The sequence below is a fragment of the Streptomyces akebiae genome (assembly GCF_019599145.1).
GTDB lineage: Bacteria > Actinomycetota > Actinomycetes > Streptomycetales > Streptomycetaceae > Streptomyces > Streptomyces akebiae.
This window is the reverse complement of sequence record NZ_CP080647.1, coordinates 8,239,806-8,255,119: the sequence shown is the minus strand read 5'-3', so window position 1 is coordinate 8,255,119 and position 15,314 is coordinate 8,239,806. Positions and strand designations below refer to the sequence as shown.

Here is a 15,314-nt window from a genome sequence, read left to right as displayed (position 1 = left end):
CCCTGCCCTCTGCCGGGGGACGCACCGCGCCACCCCTCCGTGTCCATGACACAGTTTCGGTGAAAGCGGTTGCGGCGTGGGACCGGAAAGCACCGGGCGCGCGCCCTCTTACCAGTCCGAAATCCGGTCGCTCCACCCCTTTCCCGTCCGGACAGTTGGGGGCGATGAGACAGCCCTGAGGGACCCCGGACCGAGGAGAGGCCGATGTCGACGCTGCGTGTCACCGCCGAAGTGCTGACGATCCACGAGCACCCGAACGCCGACGCGCTCGAACTGGCCCAGGTGGGCCTGTACCGCGCGGTCGTGGCGAAGGGGGCGTACCGCACCGGTGACACCGCCGTCTACATCCCGGAGCAGTCCGTGCTCCCCGCCCCGCTGATCGAGGAGCTGGGGCTCACCGGACGGCTGGCGGGCGGCAACGCGGACCGTGTGAAGGCGGTTCGGCTGCGGGGCGAGCTGTCGCAGGGCATCGTCTGCCGCCCACGGGCCCTCGCGGACGTCGATCTCACGGCCGCCGTCGCCGACGGCACGGATTTCGCGGAGCGGCTCGGCATCGTCAAATGGGTGCCGGCGATCCCGCCCACGATGAGCGGGGAGGTCGAGTCGGCGCCGGATCTGCTGCCCTGGGTCGACATCGAGAACATCCAGCGCCACCCCGGCATCTTCACGCCCGGCGAGCCGGTCGTCCTGACGGAGAAGCTGCACGGCACGGCCTGCCTGGTCACGTACGCCACCGGGGACGGCCGGATCCAGGTCTCCTCGAAGGGCTTCGGGTCGAAGTCCCTCGCCCTGAAGGAGGATCCGCGCAATCTGTACTGGCGTGCCGTCCGCGGCCACCGGGTGGGCGAGGTCGCCGCCCGGCTCGCCGAGCGGCTCGGCGCGCGCCGGGTCGGGATCTTCGGCGAGGTCTACGGCGCCGGGGTGCAGGACCTGACGTACGGCGCGGACGGCCGCCGCGACACCCTCGGGTACGCCGTGTTCGACGTGTCCGCGGACATCGACGGCCGGGTCCGCTGGCTGGACTCCGCGGAGCTGTCCGACCTGCTCGACGGTGAACTGCCGCTGGTGCCACGGCTGTACGAGGGTCCGTACGCCATCGACCGCGTCCTGGAGGTGGCGAGCGGTCGGGAGACGGTCTCCGGGCGCGAACTGCACCTGCGCGAGGGCGTCGTGATCCGGTCGGCCACCGAGCGGTACAGCCCGGTGACCGGCGGGCGGGCCGTCGCCAAGGCGGTCAGCCCGGCGTATCTGACCCGCAAGGGCGGCACGGAGTACGAGTGAAGGCCCGGGGCGGGTGAGACCGGGTCCGGAGGGGACCCGGTCGAAACGCGGGCCGAGGCCGGGTGACATGGGCCCCCCACGGGATCTCCGGGGGACTCGTGGGGTCCGGGGCCCGGGAGCTGCCGCGTCAGCTCCCGGGTTCCCGCTGTTCGGACCTGCGGCGCTCGACCAGGAGGCGGGAGCCGCTCTGCCGTTCGCCGAAGATGTCGTCGGGGTTGGAGAGCACACAGGTGTCCATGGACAGACAGCCGCAGCCGATGCAGTCGGTGAGATGGTCCCGCAGCCGGTTCAGCTGCTTGATCCGTTCGTCCAGCTCGGACCGCCAGGCCTCGGAGAGGTGGGCCCAGTCCTCGCGGGTCGGCGTCCGCTCCTCGGGCAGTTCGGCGAGCGCCTCGCGGATCGTGGCGAGCGGGATGCCGACGCGCTGCGCGGCCCGGACGAAGGCCACCCGCCGCAGGGCGTCCCGGCTGTAACGGCGCTGGTTTCCCGTGGTGCGGCGGCTGCTGATCAGCCCTTTGGACTCGTAGAAGTGCAGCGCGGAGACGGCGGCACCGCTACGGGCCGACAGCTGGCCGACGGTCAACTCGTGGATCTTCTCAGGGATCTGGGGCACCCCTCCGAGCCTACCCACACCCGACAGGGGCACGGTCCGTTGACAGGGATCGCACGGCCGACCATGCTAAGCAGTCGCTTAGACATCAGGATCAGGGAGGCCGAGACATGGCAGAGCCGAGGATCTTCACGTCCGCCGAGGAGCTGAAGGCGGCGGTGGGTGAGTCGCTGGGGCACAGCGACTGGCTGGAGGTCGACCAGAAGCGGATCGACCTCTTCGCCGAGGCCACCGGTGACCACCAGTGGATCCACGTGGACCCGGAGAAGGCGGCGGCCGGGCCCTTCGGGACGACCATCGCCCACGGCTATCTGACCCTGTCCCTGCTGCCGTTGCTCGTTCCGCAGATCCTCAAGGTCGACAACGTCACCATGGGCGTGAACTACGGCACCAACAAGGTCCGCTTCCCGGCGCCGGTCCCGGTCGGTTCCCGGTTGCGTGCCACCGCGACCCTCCAGGACGTCACGGAGGTCGGCGGGGGCGTCCAGGTGACGGCCGCGGTCGTCGTGGAACGCGAGGGCGGCGAGAAGCCGGTGTGCGTGGCCGAGTCGGTGTCCCGGTACTACTTCTGAGCTCGCCGGTGGCGCGGCGTTCGCGACCGCCGCGCCACGAGCGGAGCCCTACCCGGGCGCCACGGCGCGGCCGGTCTGCGGCGAGATCATCCCCGCGCACAGGCCGCGGCCGGACAGTTGCTGCGCGATGCGCGGCAGCGCCGCGCGCGCGTTCGCGGACCAGTCGTGCATGAGGATGACCTGGCCGTTCGTGAGCCGGGCCGCGGCCTGCACGATCGCGTCGGTACTCGCGCCGTTCCAGTCCTGCGAGTCGACGTTCCAGAGGATCTCGGTCAGGCCGTACCTGGCCGCCACCGATCTCACCGTCGCGTTCGTCTCGCCGTACGGCGGCCGGAACAGCTTCGGAGTGCCGCCGCCCGCGCCCGCGACCGCCTGCTGGGTGCGGGAGATCTCCGAGTCGATCTGCGCCTGGCTCAGTTGCGTGAGGTGCGGGTGGGTGTAGCTGTGGTTGGCCACCCACATGCCGGCGGCGACCTGTGCCCGGACCAGGGCGGGGTTGGCGGCGGCGTACTGCCCCTGGTTGAACATGGTGGCCCGCAGTCCGTTCTGCCGGAGCGCGTTCAGCAGGGCCGACGTACTGCCGGACGGACCGTCGTCGAACGTGAGCCCGACATAGCCGGTGCAGGCGGCGGCCCGCTCCGGTGCGGCGGTGGCGGCGGTGGCGGCGGTGCACGTCAGGGGGACGACGCTCGCCAAGACCGTCGCGACGACGGCCAGCCGTCTGACCGAGCGACGCGGCGAGCGGCGCGGCCCGGTGTTCACGGGGACACCGTGATACTGGAGCTGCCGCTGCTCTGGTACCCCTCGGTGGCCATGATCATGTAGTACCGGAAGCTGCCGAGGGGCATCCCCGCGCGGGCCCAGGCGTCGAAGTGGTTGCCGGTGGTGATGTTTCCGCCCGTCCGCTTCGACTGACGCACGCTCCAGTACTGGTCGAAGGTGCGGGTGCCCTCGACGGAGGGGGCGTTGTACCGGGTGGTCCTGTAGATGTCGTACGTGCCGCCGTCGCTGGCGACCGTGCCCTTGTACGTTCCCGTGGGCCGGTAGGTGCCCCAGTTGTCGACGATGTAGTACTCGATGAGCGGACTGGCCGTCCAGCCGTAGAGGGTCAGATAGGCGTTGCCGGACGGACTGAACGTGCCCGAGTAGGTCACGGTCCTGCGGGAGCCGTTGCTCCAGCCCTTGCCGGCGACGAAGTTTCCGGTGTTCCTCCAGGAGGTCCGGTAGGTGCCGCCGGCGGCCAGGGTCATCGAGACCGTGCCCGGGGCGTCGGTCCAGAACGAGTAGTAGAAGCCGTTGTCGGTGCCGGTCCGGTTGCTGGTGATCACCGTGTCCGCGCGGGCCGTGCCGGGCAGGGCCAGCGTGGTCGCGGCGGCCATCGCGGTCGCGCAGACACCGCTCATGAAGAGCCTGCGACTGGGGGGCGGGATGGGTGCGGGGGTGGGTGCGGGTGCGTCGCTCATACGCGCGCGTCCTCCTCGGGCTTGGGGGGTTCGCCCTGTCACCCCGGGAGTGTTGGCCTGCCCCTGCCAACTGTCAATGCTTCGGCACCGATCCCGAAACATTCGCTCCCCGCACCAGCGACAATGCGCCAAGACCCTCGGAGGAGGAATCAGCGGACCGGCCCGAATCCTCGAATGTTGCGAAGGCCGGCCCGATCGCCGAGGTTCACTTCTTCGCGCCCACCATGCGCAGGACGAGGTCCGCGTACAGCGCGCCGACCTCGTCCGGGGTGCGGGAGCCGTTGACGTTGAACCAGCGGGCCACGTCGATGCAGAGGGAGAGGATGGCGATCGTCGTGCCGCGGACGTCGGGGACGTCGAAGTCGCCCGAGGCGACGCCGTCCTCGATGATGCCGCGCACGGCCGCGTCGTTCTCGCGGCGCAGGGTGACGATCTCGGCGCGGGCCTCGGGCCCGAGGGCGTCGAGTTCGTACTGCACGACACGGGCCACGGTGTGCTGCCCCGCGTGCCAGCGGACGAAGGAGCGCACAGCCTCGGCGAGCCGGTCGGCCGGGCCGCCCTCGGACCGGGCCGCCGTACGCAGTACGTCGAGGGCCTTCTCGTGGCCGATGCGGCTGATCCGGTGGAGCAGCTCTTCCTTGGTCTTGTAGTGGATGTACAGCGCGGCGGGGCTCATCCCCGCGCGCCCCGCGATGTCCCGGGTCGTCGTCGCGTGATAGCCGCGCTCGGCGAAGGCCTCCACGGCGGCCACCAGCAGCCGCCGGGCCGCGTCCGGGTTGACCTCGCCCCACGGCTGCGGCTCGCCGCCCGCCGTGTCCTCCGCCGTACTCATCGCTCGTTCGCCCCTTCCGATGGCTCGGCACCACCATACCGCCGAAGGTGAGCGGGCGCTTAGAAGCCCCGCTCAGGGCTGTGGCGTAGGGAAGCCGGGCGCGCGCCGGGGTCGCGCGCCGGCCTCAGAGCTTCTCGAAGGGGTCGTGCTCGGCGAGGAGCTTCTCCAGCCGGGCCTGGTCGACCCTGCTGACGATCCGCCCGGCCTCCTGCCGGTCGCGGATCACCTTGGCCAGGGTGAAGGACGAGGTCACGAGGTAGAGGACCGCGATGGCCAGGAAGGCGCGGACCCAGGTGTCGGCGTCGAGGTGGTAGATGCCGACGGTGGTGGCCGCCATGGCGACGCCGAAGGAGGCGACGGCCTGGCCGTAGAAGGCCGCCGTGTTCTGCTGCTTGACCGGTGTCTCACTCATGGGGACATGGTCCGACGGATGTGGCCCGAACCACATCCGTCGGGATACTCAGTCGCCGGCCCTCGCGTACTCAGCCCACAGGCGCCCGAACTCGCGTACGGACCGGGGCTCAGAAGGCCGAAACGCCCGTCAGCGCCCGCCCGATGAGCAGCTTCTGTATCTGACTGGTGCCCTCGTAGAGGGTCATCACCCGGGCGTCGCGCAGGAGCTTTCCGGCCGGGTACTCGTCGATGTAGCCGTAACCGCCGAAGACCTGGAGAGCGTTGTTCGCGGCGCGGACGGCGGCCTCGGAGGCGAACAGCTTGGCCTTGCTCGCCTCGGTGGCGAAGGGCTGTCCCCGGTCGACGAGATCGGCGACGCGCCAGGTCAGCAGCCGGGCCGCGTCGACGTCCACCGCGATGTCACTGAGGAGTTCCTGGACGAGCTGATGGTGGGCGATGGACCTGCCGAACTGCTCGCGCTCGCCCGCGTATCGGACCGCCGCGTCGAGCGCGGCCTGGGCTATGCCGACACAGCCGGCGGCGACCGACATCCGGCCCTTGGCGAGCGCGGACATGGCGACGGTGAAGCCCTTGCCCTCGGGGCCGAGCAGGGCGGAGGCGGGGACGCGGACGTCCTCCAGGACCAGCTCGGCGGTGGCCTGGCCGCGCAGGCCGAGCTTGCCGTGGAGGGTGCGCCGGGTCAGGCCCGGGGCGCCGGTGGGGACGAGGAAGGCGGAGACGCCCTTGTGTCCGGGGGCGTCGGTGGAACGGGCGAAGAGCAGGACGACGTCGGCCCAGGTGCCGTTCGTGATGAAGGTCTTGGTGCCGCTGATGACGTAGTCGTCGCCGTCGCGGACGGCCCGGGTGGCGAGGTTGCCCGCGTCGGAGCCGGTGCCGGGTTCGGTGAGACCGAAGCAGCCGACGTACTCCCCCGCCGTGAGCCCCGGCAGCCAGCGGCGTTTCTGCTCCTCGTCGCCCCAGGCCGCGATCGTCTTCGCGACCAGGCCGAGGGAGACGGAGACGATGCCGCGCACGGAGGAGTCGCCGCGGCCCAGCTCCTCGGTGACCAGGCAGTACGTGACATGGTCGCCGCCGGAGCCGCCGTACTCCTCGTCGACGGTGAGCCCCAGGAAGCCGACCTCGCCGAGCTTCTTCACGATCGCCCGGTCGACGTTCTCGGCGCGGTCCCATGCGATGACGTGCGGGGCGATCTCGCGCTCCACGAAGTCGGCCGCGAGCCGGCGCGCGGCGGTCTGTTCCTCGCTGAGCTCCAGGTTCACGCGGCCCGCCTCTCGTCCGTTCCCCGTTAAATTATCACTGCTAGTTTTAGGCTGCAGCCCTACTATGTGCGCCATGGCCCGACCGCGCAAGCCCCTGTTGAGCACCGACCGCATCGTGGAGACGGCGCGGGCACTGGTGGACGCGGAGGGGCTGGCGGCGGTCTCCACGCGACGGCTCGCCGCCGAACTCGGGGTGAGCGGACCCTCCCTCTACAACCACTTCCGCACCATGGACCAGATCCTGGAGGCGGTCGCCGACTCGGTGAGCGCGCAGGTCGACCTGTCGATGTTCCGGGACGGGCGGGACTGGCGGACCGCGCTGCACGACTGGGCCGTCTCGTACCGGGCCGCGCTGCGCGACCACCCCAACATCGTGCCGATCCTCGCGCGGGGACCCGGTCGGCGGCCAGCGGGGCTGCGGGTCGCCGACGTCGTGTTCGGGGCGATGGTCGAGGCGGGGTGGCCGGCGGCCCAGGCCACGTCCATCGGGGCGCTGATGCGGTACTTCATCATGGGGTCCGCGATCGGGTCGTTCGCCGGTGGGTTCGTGGACGACGAGAGCGCCTACGACCCCGACGACTACCCCCACCTCGGGCAGGCCCACCTGCTGGCCGAGCAGCAGCAGAAGGTCGACGAGCGGGCGTTCGAGGTGGGGTTGCGGGCACTGCTGGACGGACTGGAGCAGCAGTATGAGCGGGTCGCGCCCCGATAGGGCCGCGAGGAGCCGCGCCCGACAAGCCACGAACGGCCCGGTTCCCGCGGCCCCGGAGGATTCCGGAGCCGCGGACCGGGCCGTCGGCGCGCGGCCGGAGCCGGAGCCGGAGCCGGAGCCGGAGGTGCCTAACCCTCCGCTCGTGAAGTCGCCCTCCCCGCAAGGATCTTGATCGAGACGAGGGCGATCACCGAGAGCCCGATGATGTACGCCGACACCGCCATGGACGTGCCGGTGGCCTCCAGCAGGAGGACCATCAGGAACGGGGCGAGGCCGCCGCCGAACACCGCCGCGATCTGGTAGCCGAGGGAGGCGCCGGTGTAGCGCATCTCGGGGGTGAACAGCTCGGCGAACAGGGCCGCCTGGGGCCCGTACATGATGCTGAGGAAGCAGCTGGCGACGAACGTGCCGACGGCGAGCCACAGCAGGGAGCCGGTGTCGATGAGCAGGAACAGCGGGACGGCCCACAGGGCGATGCCGGCCGCGCCGAACGCATAGATCCGGATCCTGCCGACGCGGTCGGAGAGGGCCGCGGCGGCGGGGATCAGCACCAGCTGGGTGAGGCTGACGCACAGGGAGACCGCGAGGACGGCGCTGCGCTTCATGTCGAGTTCGCGGGTGGTGTAGTCGAGGACACCGGTGATGAGGATGTAGAACGTCGCGGTGTTCACGGCGAAGGAGCCGCCGGCCAGGAAGACCGTGCCGAGATGACCGCGCAGGATCGTCCTGAGCGGAGAACTCTTCTCGCCCTTCTCCTTCTCCGCCAGCTGTCGCTCCGCCGCACGGAATTCGGGGGTCTCCTCGACGTGGCGGTGGATGTACCAGGCGAGGCCGAGGACGAACAGGCCGACCAGGAAGGGCACCCGCCAGCCCCATGCGGCGAAGGCCGTGTCGCTGGTGGCCGCGCCGACGACGAGGAACATCGTGTTGGCGCTCACCACACCGATGGGAACGCCGAGTTGGACGAAGCTGCCGTACACCCCGCGCTTGCCCTCGGGGGCGTACTCGGTGGCCAGCAGCATCGCGCCGCCCCACTGGGCGCCGACGGCCACCCCCTGGGCGACACGGAGGAGGACGAGCAGGACCGGAGCGGCGATCCCGATCGTCTGGTACGTGGGGAGGAGGCCGATGCCGGTGGTGGCGACGCCCATCAGGGTGAGCGCCAGGACGAGCATCGGCTTGCGGCCCCGTTTGTCGCCGAGGTGACCGGCGACGACACCGCCGAGGGGGCGGGCGAGGAAGCCGACGGCGAAGGTGGCGAACGCGGCGAGGACTCCCGCGGAGGAGCTGCCGGCCGGGAAGTAGAGGTCGCCCAGGACGAGGGCGGCGGCTATGCCGAAGACGAAGTAGTCGTACCACTCCACCGCCGAGGCGAGCGCCGCGGCGGTGGCCACCTTGCGGTGGCTCTGGGGGCGGGAGGTGGTGACGGGGGCGGAAACGGGAGCGGTGTCCATGCGAGCACACTCCAGTGGGTGCGGGGACGTTGCCCGGGAACGTACTGACCGGACGGTATGTAGGTCAACGGTCGTGCACGGACGGGTTCAGGTGAGGGGGTGGTTCGTTCAGGTGAGCGAGTGGTTCGTTCGGTCGCGGGTGGGTGGGGGCTGGTCGCGCCGTTCCCCGCGCCCGGCCCCGCTCACCCGCGGGTGGATCAGAACGTCACCAGAGCTCTGCCGCCCTTGCCGGCGCGCATGTTGTCGAAGGCCACCGGGATGTCGTCCAGGGAGATGCGGTCGGTCACCAGGGCGGACAGGTCCAGGCGGCCGGCGCGCACATGGTCCGCGAGGACCGGCACGTCGCGTGCCGGGTCGGAGTTGCCGTAGACGCACCCGGCGAGGGTGCGGCCCCAGTGGAAGATCTCCAGCGCGTTGAAGGTGACCTGCTGGTCCCTGCCGCCGATGCCGACGACCGTGGTGCGGCCGCCACGCCGGGTCGACTCCCAGGCCGTCCGGATGGTGACCGCGCGGCCGACGCACTCCACGGCGACGTCCACGCCCTGCTTGCCGGTGAGCCCGCGGATCTCGCGGGCGGTGTTCTCCGAGGCGACCACGTACTCCGTGGCCCCCGCCGCACGGGCCAGTTCCTCCTTCGCCGGGGAGACGTCCACGGCGACGATCCGGGACGCGCCGGCGATGCGCGCGGCCTGGAGCGCCGCAAGCCCGACACCGCCCGCCCCGAACACGGCGACGGTCTCGCCCTCCCGGACCCGCGCCGCGTGGTGGACCGCGCCGTAGCCGGTGAGGACGGCGCAGCCGAGCAGGGCCGCTTCGGTGAGCGGAACCCCGTCCGGTGCGGGGAGCACACAGCCGGCGGCCACGACCGTCTCCTCCGCGAAGGCGGCCACGTTCAGACCGGGGTGGAGGTCGGCGCCGTCCGAGGCGCGCCGGGCGTACACGTTCCCGGAGCCGAGCAGCGCGTTCGCGCACAGCCAGACCTCACCGAGCGAGCAGGCGTGGCAATTCCCGCAGGCGGGCGCCCAGTTGAGGACGACTCCGTCACCGGGCGAGACATGGGTGACCCCGTCGCCGACCGCCAGGACGGTGCCGGCGCCCTCGTGGCCGAGCACGGCGGGCACCGGCACCCGCATGGTGCCGTCGGACAGCGACAGGTCGGAGTGGCAGACCCCGGCGGCGGCGAGCCGCACCCGGACCTGGCCGGGCCCGGGGTCCGGCAGCTCGATCTCCGTGATCTCCAACGGGGCACCGACGGCGGGCAGTACAGCGGCTCGAACGGCCATGGCGACGACTCTCCTCGAACCGGTCAGAACTGAAGGGACTTGGTCTGGAGGTACTCCGCCAGACCGTGCGCGCCCAGCTCGCGCCCCACTCCCGACTGCTTGTACCCCCCGAACGGGGCGCGCGGGTTGAAGCGACCGCCGTTGATGTCGACCTGGCCGGTGTCCATCCGGCGGGCGAAGGCCACGGCCTCGCTCTCGTCGCCGGCCCAGACCGCGCCGGCCAGCCCGTACACCGTGCCGTTGGCGATCCGCAGGGCGTCGGCCTCGTCCTCGTAGCGGAGGATCGACAGGACCGGGCCGAAGATCTCCTCCTGGGCGATCGTCATCTCGGGGGTCACGTCGGCGAAGACGGTGGGGCTGACGAAGTAGCCCTGCTCGCGCGGGGATTCGGGGCCGCCCGCGATCAGGCGGGCGCCCTCGGCCACACCCTTCTCGATGTAACCCCGCACCCGCGCCTGCTGCTTGGCGTTGACGAGCGGGCCGATGCGGTCGCCGTACTTCGCGGCGGCCTGGGCGGCCAGCTCGACGGCCTCGTCGTACTGGGAGGTGTGGACGAGCATCCGCGTCCAGGCACTGCACGTCTGACCGGAGTTGGACATGACGTTGGCGACGCCGACGCTCACCGCCTTGGCGAGGTCGGCGCTCGGGAGGATCACGTTGGCGGACTTGCCGCCGAGTTCCAGGGCCACCTTCTTGACGGCGGCCCCGGCCGTCGCGGCGATGCGTCGGCCCACCGCCGTGGATCCGGTGAAGGAGACCAGGTCGACGCCGTCGTGCTCGGCGAGCGCCTGCCCGGCGACCGGGCCCAGACCGGTGACCAGGTTGAACACTCCAGCGGGTACGCCCGCCTCGTGGACGGCCTCGGCGAAGAGCTGCGCGGTCAGCGGGGTGTCCTCGGCCGGCTTCAGGACCACGGTGCAGCCGGCGGCGAGGGCCGGGGCGACCTTGGCGACGATCTGGTGCAGCGGGTAGTTCCAGGGGGTGATCGCGCCGACGACGCCGATGGGCTCGTGGTGCACGGTGGAGTTGCCGACCCTCTCCTCGAAGGCGTGCTCGGCGGCCAGCTCGGCGTACGAGCCGGCGACCGTGACCGGCAGGTCCGCGTGCACCCTCTGGGAGAGCGGCAGCGGCGCGCCGAGCTCCGCCGTGACCGTCTCGGCGATCTCCTCCCGACGCGCGGCGAGCGCGTCGCGCAGCGCGCCGATGATCGCTCCCCGCTCGGCGGGCGGGGTCGCGGCCCAGCCGGGCAGAGCGGCGCGGGCGGCGCCCACGGCGGCGTCGACGTCCTCGGCGGTGCCCGCCGGGACGCGGTCGATCACCTGCTCGTCGGCCGGGTTCACGACCTCGATCGTGTCGGTCCCGGCGGCGGGGCGCCAGGTACCGCCGATGTACATGCCGTCGTGTGCCTTCATCGTGCTGCCTCCCGGGCGGGCGTGGTCGTCCGCCCAAAAACTAGCCCTGATAGTTTTCCGGCACCAGGCCTTCGGGGAGTGAGGCGGGACTCGTCGACGGCGGCGGGCGGCGGGCGGCGGGCGGCGGGCGGCGGGCGGCGGGCGGCGGGCGGCGGGCGGCGGGCGGCGGGCGGCGGGCGGCGGGCGGCGGGCGGCGGGCGGCGGGCGGCGGGGAGCCTAACGCGCCTCCGCGCCTCCGCGCCTCAGAAGTCGACCCGCTTCCTGTCGTCGACCCGCGCCACGGCCTCCTGCGCGAACTCCTCGCGATAGTCGCCGCGGATCTCCTCGATCCTCCGGTCGCTCGCGGTGGCCGACGACACCGGATACAGCAGGATCAGCTCGTACGACCGCTCCTTCTCGATCGTCCCGGTCGCGTCCCGCCACTGCCCACGCCCCTCCTGCACGGTCAGCCCGTCCGGAAACCCGGGGGTGACCTCGCGGTCGACGAAGGTCATGAACTGCTCGTCGGTGACGGCCGGACCGCCGCCTGGCCGTTCGGTGCCGAAGAGGAGCCGCGTCTCGATGTAGGGCGTCCCGCGCGCCGGGGCGACCACGGAGCCGACGGGGGCGTCCTCGGCGAGGGTGGCGTACGCGGTCGGGGCGCCCACCACCAGCAGACAGGCGGTGGCCGCGAGGGCGACCCGGGCGCGGGTGACACGGCGGGCGCGGGGGGAGGCGGGGTGTACGTTCATGCGTCCACCTCTAGCGGTACCGCTGCTTCCGGTTGCGTCGGCCGCGCCGGGGCGGGTGCCCGTGTGCGTCCGTACGCCCCCAGGGCTCGGCGAGGCGGTCGGCGTGCGCCCTGAGCGCCGGTTCACGGCCTGCGCGCCTGGTTCACGGCCTGCGCGCTCGTTCAGGCTGACGCGCTCGTTCACGACTGGCGCGCCGGTTCCCTGGTCGCGGTGAGGTGGGCGAAGACGACGACGTTGCTCCCGTAGCCCTTCCGCCGGTCGTACGTGCCACCACAGGTGATCAGGCGCAACTCGGGGCGCCCGCGATGGCCGTACACCTCCTTGCTGGGGAAGCGGTCCTTCTCGTACGACTTCACGGCGTCCACGGTGTAGACGGCGGTGCGGCCGTCCGCCCGCAGGACCTCCACCAGACGGCCGGGCTTGATCACGTCCAGCGCGGCGAAGACGGCGGGGCCCGTCCGGGTGTCCCGGTGACCGACGACGACCGCCGTGCCGGGTCCGCCGGGCGCGGGCCCCTCCGTGTACCAGCCGACCAGCTTCGGCTTGTCGTCCGGCGGCGCGGGGAGCCGTCGACGGTCGTCGAGGCGGAGACCGGTCACCGGCGCCTCGATGCCGAGGTAGGGGATGGTGACGGTCGTCGCCGGGGAGGACGGCAGCGTACGGGGACGGGCGGGCTTCCTCGGCTCGGCCGGCCTGGGGGTGGGCGGCACGGACCGTACGGACTGGGCGGGCGTGGACGATGTCGGCCGGGCGGGCGTGGACGACGTCGGCCGGGCGGGTGTCTGGGGCGCCCACCGGTGCGAGGGCCGGGAGCCCTCCGCGGTGCCGGGTCCGGTCGGCACGGTCGGTTCGGTGCGCTCGGCCCGTTGCTCGGCGGTCGCCGGCGGCGGGGGTGCGGACTCCTCGGGTGGAGGGGGCGTGAAGTACAGGGACGCCCGGGCGCGTGGTGCCCCCGCACCGCGCGCCCCGGAGTCGGCCCAGGCGGAGCCGGACCCTGCGGTCCCGGTCCGCTCCCTGCCCTCCGCCAGATGGACGCCGCCCACCACCAGCGCGGTGGCCATGACGACCGTCCGCGTCAGGCGGTAGGCGCGCGTCCGGTGCCAGGGCCTGCGCCGGCGTCTACGCGGCGCCATCGGCGCGGCGACGGCGCAGCCGCAGATAGGCCACGCCGCCGACCGCGGCGAGACCCACGGCGGCCGCGCCGGCGACCGGCGAGAAGTTCTGGCTGAGGGCGAGACCGCCGCCACCGGCCGGTACAGCACCTTCCGGTACGGCACCCTCCGGTACGGCGCCTGCCGATACGACGCGGTCGGGCCCCGCACCTTCGGGCCTGCCGGCTCCGGGCCTGCCGGCTCCGGGCCCGGTGAGCGGACAGTCGACGTTGATCTCCCTGCGCCCTTCCTCCAGCGTCCCGCCGATGGTCCGCCAGGTGAGCACGTAGTTCCCGTTGGGCAGCCGCGCCGCCGTCTCGGGCGCAACGGGCGTGCTGTGCCCGGCGCCGTCCGGCCCGAGGGGGATCTCGCCCGTGGCGACGGGATCGGTGCGCGGCGCCGGGGGCTGCCGGTCGATCGTCCAGTTGATGCGCTGGGTCGGCGTGGGGTCCCTGGGGAAGTTGAAGGCCGCGAGGTAGAAGTCGCAGACCAGCTGCTGGTTGCGCTGGTTGTCGAACGGGAAGCCCACCTTGTGGATCACGACGTCGGGGTCGCCCGGGGCGGCGACGGCGGCCGGTGCCGTGATCAGGCTGGCTCCCGTGACGGTGAGGGCCGCGAGGACGGCGGCGGCACTCGCGCGCACTCCGGCGGGGCGCGGGCGGGACGAGGTGGACATGCAGAACCTCCGAGTCAGACGATTTTCACACAAATCGCTCTTTCGCCTGACTCTCTGTCACATCCCACCGGGCGCGGGAGGAGCCGCGCCCGACGACCCGTCAGATATCCCCCTGACGGCCCAGGGCCGCGTCGGGCCGGGAGCTCTTCCCTGCCTCCTCCCCCTCCCCCTTCACCGTCCCCTTCGCCGCCCCCTTCCGCTTGTTCCGATTGTTCCGCTTGTTCCTCTTCTCCCTCGGCGCGCCGCTCCCCCGCCCCTGCTCCGCAGGCGAGCGCAGGGCGATGACCGACGACACCAGCAGCAGCGCGCCCAGCATCACGAAGGGCGCGGCCACGCCCGCGACCCCGGCGATCAGACCCGCGGCGGCGGGCGCCCCGGCCTGTCCCAGCCGGTTTCCGGTCAGTCGCAGCGCGAGGGCGGTGGACCGGGCGTCGTCCGGCGCGGCCTGGACCACCGTCGTCATGGACAGCGGCTGCCCCACCCCGAGGCAGAAGCCGAGGGCGGCGAGGATCAGGGCGAGCGCCCACACCGGCACCGGCAGCGCGATCCCGGCGCACAGCAGGGCCCCCAGCACACAGGTGACCGTGAGCAGCGCGGTCCGGCCGAGCAGCCGCAGCATGGGCGTCATCACCAGACGGCACGCGATGGTCGCCGCCGCCCGCAGGCTCAGCAGGAGGCCGATGACCGACGGCGCGATGCCCCGGTGTTCACCGACCACCGGCAGATACGCGGTGAGGATGTCCGTCGCCGAGAGCACGGCGAGGCTGATGAAGATGCCCCCCGGCACGCCACGGGTACGCAGAATGCGGTGCACGGGCACGCGTTCGCCCTGCGCCGTACGGGAGTCGGGGTCGACGGGGCGCTCTATCCGCCACAGCGAGGTGACCGCGACCGCCGCCCCGGCCCCCGCGACCACCAGCGCCAGGGCGCTCGTCCGGGCCATGTCCGGGCCGCCGATCAGGGCGCCCGCGGCGATCGGGCCGACCAACTGGCCGAGGGAGGCGCCGATGGTGAAGTGGCCGAAGTTGCGGTCGTGTTCGTGCGGCGCGGACTGGCGGGCCACCAGGGACTGGGCACCGATCACGAAGGAGAGGTGACCGAGGCCCATCACACCGCTCCAGACAGCCATCGCCACCAGGGAGTCGGCCAGACCGCTCAGCACGCAGCCACCGGATATGAGGACGACCCCGATCGGCAGCAGGGGCGCGCACCGGCCCTGGTCGGTCCTGCGGCCGAGCGGGATGGCGGCGAAGAGCGGGAGCAGGGCGTAGACCCCCGCGATCACACCGACGGCCCGTTCGTCGGCGCCCAACGCGAGGGCCCGGTAGGACACGGCGGGCCGGGCCATCGACACCGCCCCCTGCGCGAAGCTGAAGGCGATGACGAGGCGGAGCAGCCAGCCGCGGTTCCTACCGGGCCTCATGATGCGGTTCCTCCTGGGGGAAGTTCATGCCGGTTCGAGGG

The 15,314-nt window shown here is 72.4% G+C and carries 16 protein-coding genes; 3 read left to right on the top strand and 13 right to left on the bottom strand.

Going from position 1 to position 15,314, the window contains the following annotated elements:
• Nucleotides 1-204 precede the first annotated feature (204 nt).
• Complete coding sequence (locus tag K1J60_RS35765) at nucleotides 205-1,281, top strand: RNA ligase (ATP) (protein WP_220649829.1); 1,077 nt, start codon at nucleotides 205-207, stop codon at nucleotides 1,279-1,281.
• Nucleotides 1,282-1,408: 127 nt separating this feature from the next.
• Here the strand turns inward: K1J60_RS35765 and soxR are convergent, their stop codons facing one another.
• On the bottom strand, nucleotides 1,409-1,894 hold the full coding sequence (gene soxR, locus K1J60_RS35760) for a redox-sensitive transcriptional activator SoxR (RefSeq protein WP_220649828.1): 486 nt from the start codon (nucleotides 1,892-1,894) through the stop codon (nucleotides 1,409-1,411).
• 107 nt (nucleotides 1,895-2,001) lie between these two features.
• Here soxR and K1J60_RS35755 point away from each other — a divergent pair, with 107 nt between their 5' ends.
• Nucleotides 2,002-2,463 (top strand): MaoC family dehydratase, encoded by a 462-nt coding sequence (locus tag K1J60_RS35755; protein WP_220649827.1) that lies wholly within the window; start codon nucleotides 2,002-2,004, stop codon nucleotides 2,461-2,463.
• 48 nt (nucleotides 2,464-2,511) lie between these two features.
• Here K1J60_RS35755 and K1J60_RS35750 read toward each other — a convergent pair whose 3' ends face one another.
• From K1J60_RS35750 to K1J60_RS35730, 5 genes are all read right to left on the bottom strand, one after another.
• Complete coding sequence (locus K1J60_RS35750) at nucleotides 2,512-3,225, bottom strand: polysaccharide deacetylase family protein (protein WP_220649826.1); 714 nt, start codon at nucleotides 3,223-3,225, stop codon at nucleotides 2,512-2,514.
• Nucleotides 3,222-3,926 carry a glycoside hydrolase family 11 protein gene (locus K1J60_RS35745; protein WP_259408065.1) on the bottom strand — a complete coding sequence of 235 codons (705 nt, stop codon included), beginning with the start codon at nucleotides 3,924-3,926 and terminating at the stop codon, nucleotides 3,222-3,224. Before K1J60_RS35745 ends, K1J60_RS35750 begins: the two co-directional genes overlap by 4 nt.
• Nucleotides 3,927-4,131: 205 nt before the next feature.
• Nucleotides 4,132-4,758 carry a TetR/AcrR family transcriptional regulator gene (locus tag K1J60_RS35740; RefSeq protein WP_220649825.1) on the bottom strand — a complete coding sequence of 209 codons (627 nt, stop codon included), beginning with the start codon at nucleotides 4,756-4,758 and terminating at the stop codon, nucleotides 4,132-4,134.
• A 124-nt stretch (nucleotides 4,759-4,882) separates the two neighbouring features.
• Nucleotides 4,883-5,170, bottom strand: a complete 288-nt coding sequence (locus tag K1J60_RS35735) for a YiaA/YiaB family inner membrane protein (protein ID WP_220649824.1) — start codon at nucleotides 5,168-5,170, stop codon at nucleotides 4,883-4,885.
• Nucleotides 5,171-5,279: 109 nt separating this feature from the next.
• Nucleotides 5,280-6,431, bottom strand: a complete 1,152-nt coding sequence (locus tag K1J60_RS35730) for an acyl-CoA dehydrogenase family protein (RefSeq protein ID WP_220649823.1) — start codon at nucleotides 6,429-6,431, stop codon at nucleotides 5,280-5,282.
• 73 nt (nucleotides 6,432-6,504) lie between these two features.
• Between K1J60_RS35730 and K1J60_RS35725 the strand changes: the two genes are divergently transcribed.
• The gene (locus tag K1J60_RS35725) at nucleotides 6,505-7,143 is read left to right on the top strand and encodes a TetR/AcrR family transcriptional regulator (RefSeq protein ID WP_220649822.1); all 639 of its coding nucleotides are present in this window, start codon (nucleotides 6,505-6,507) and stop codon (nucleotides 7,141-7,143) included.
• 128 nt (nucleotides 7,144-7,271) lie between these two features.
• Here K1J60_RS35725 and K1J60_RS35720 read toward each other — a convergent pair whose 3' ends face one another.
• From K1J60_RS35720 to K1J60_RS35690, 7 genes are all read right to left on the bottom strand, one after another.
• Nucleotides 7,272-8,597, bottom strand: a complete 1,326-nt coding sequence (locus tag K1J60_RS35720; RefSeq protein ID WP_220649821.1) for an MFS transporter — start codon at nucleotides 8,595-8,597, stop codon at nucleotides 7,272-7,274.
• 197 nt (nucleotides 8,598-8,794) lie between these two features.
• Nucleotides 8,795-9,880: a Zn-dependent alcohol dehydrogenase gene (locus tag K1J60_RS35715; protein ID WP_220649820.1), complete on the bottom strand. Its 1,086-nt coding sequence runs from the start codon at nucleotides 9,878-9,880 to the stop codon at nucleotides 8,795-8,797.
• 23 nt (nucleotides 9,881-9,903) lie between these two features.
• Nucleotides 9,904-11,292, bottom strand: a complete 1,389-nt coding sequence (locus K1J60_RS35710) for an aldehyde dehydrogenase family protein (RefSeq protein WP_220649819.1) — start codon at nucleotides 11,290-11,292, stop codon at nucleotides 9,904-9,906.
• Between the two features lie 242 nt (nucleotides 11,293-11,534).
• Entirely contained in the window at nucleotides 11,535-12,023 is a 489-nt protein-coding gene (locus tag K1J60_RS35705; RefSeq protein WP_220649818.1) for a DUF3574 domain-containing protein, read from the bottom strand.
• Between the two features lie 179 nt (nucleotides 12,024-12,202).
• Entirely contained in the window at nucleotides 12,203-13,084 is an 882-nt protein-coding gene (locus K1J60_RS35700) for a class F sortase (RefSeq protein ID WP_259408064.1), read from the bottom strand.
• A 58-nt stretch (nucleotides 13,085-13,142) separates the two neighbouring features.
• Nucleotides 13,143-13,850, bottom strand: a complete 708-nt coding sequence (locus tag K1J60_RS35695) for a hypothetical protein (RefSeq protein WP_220649816.1) — start codon at nucleotides 13,848-13,850, stop codon at nucleotides 13,143-13,145.
• A gap of 100 nt (nucleotides 13,851-13,950) precedes the next feature.
• Nucleotides 13,951-15,273: an MFS transporter gene (locus tag K1J60_RS35690; protein ID WP_220649815.1), complete on the bottom strand. Its 1,323-nt coding sequence runs from the start codon at nucleotides 15,271-15,273 to the stop codon at nucleotides 13,951-13,953.
• Nucleotides 15,274-15,314 lie beyond the last annotated feature (41 nt).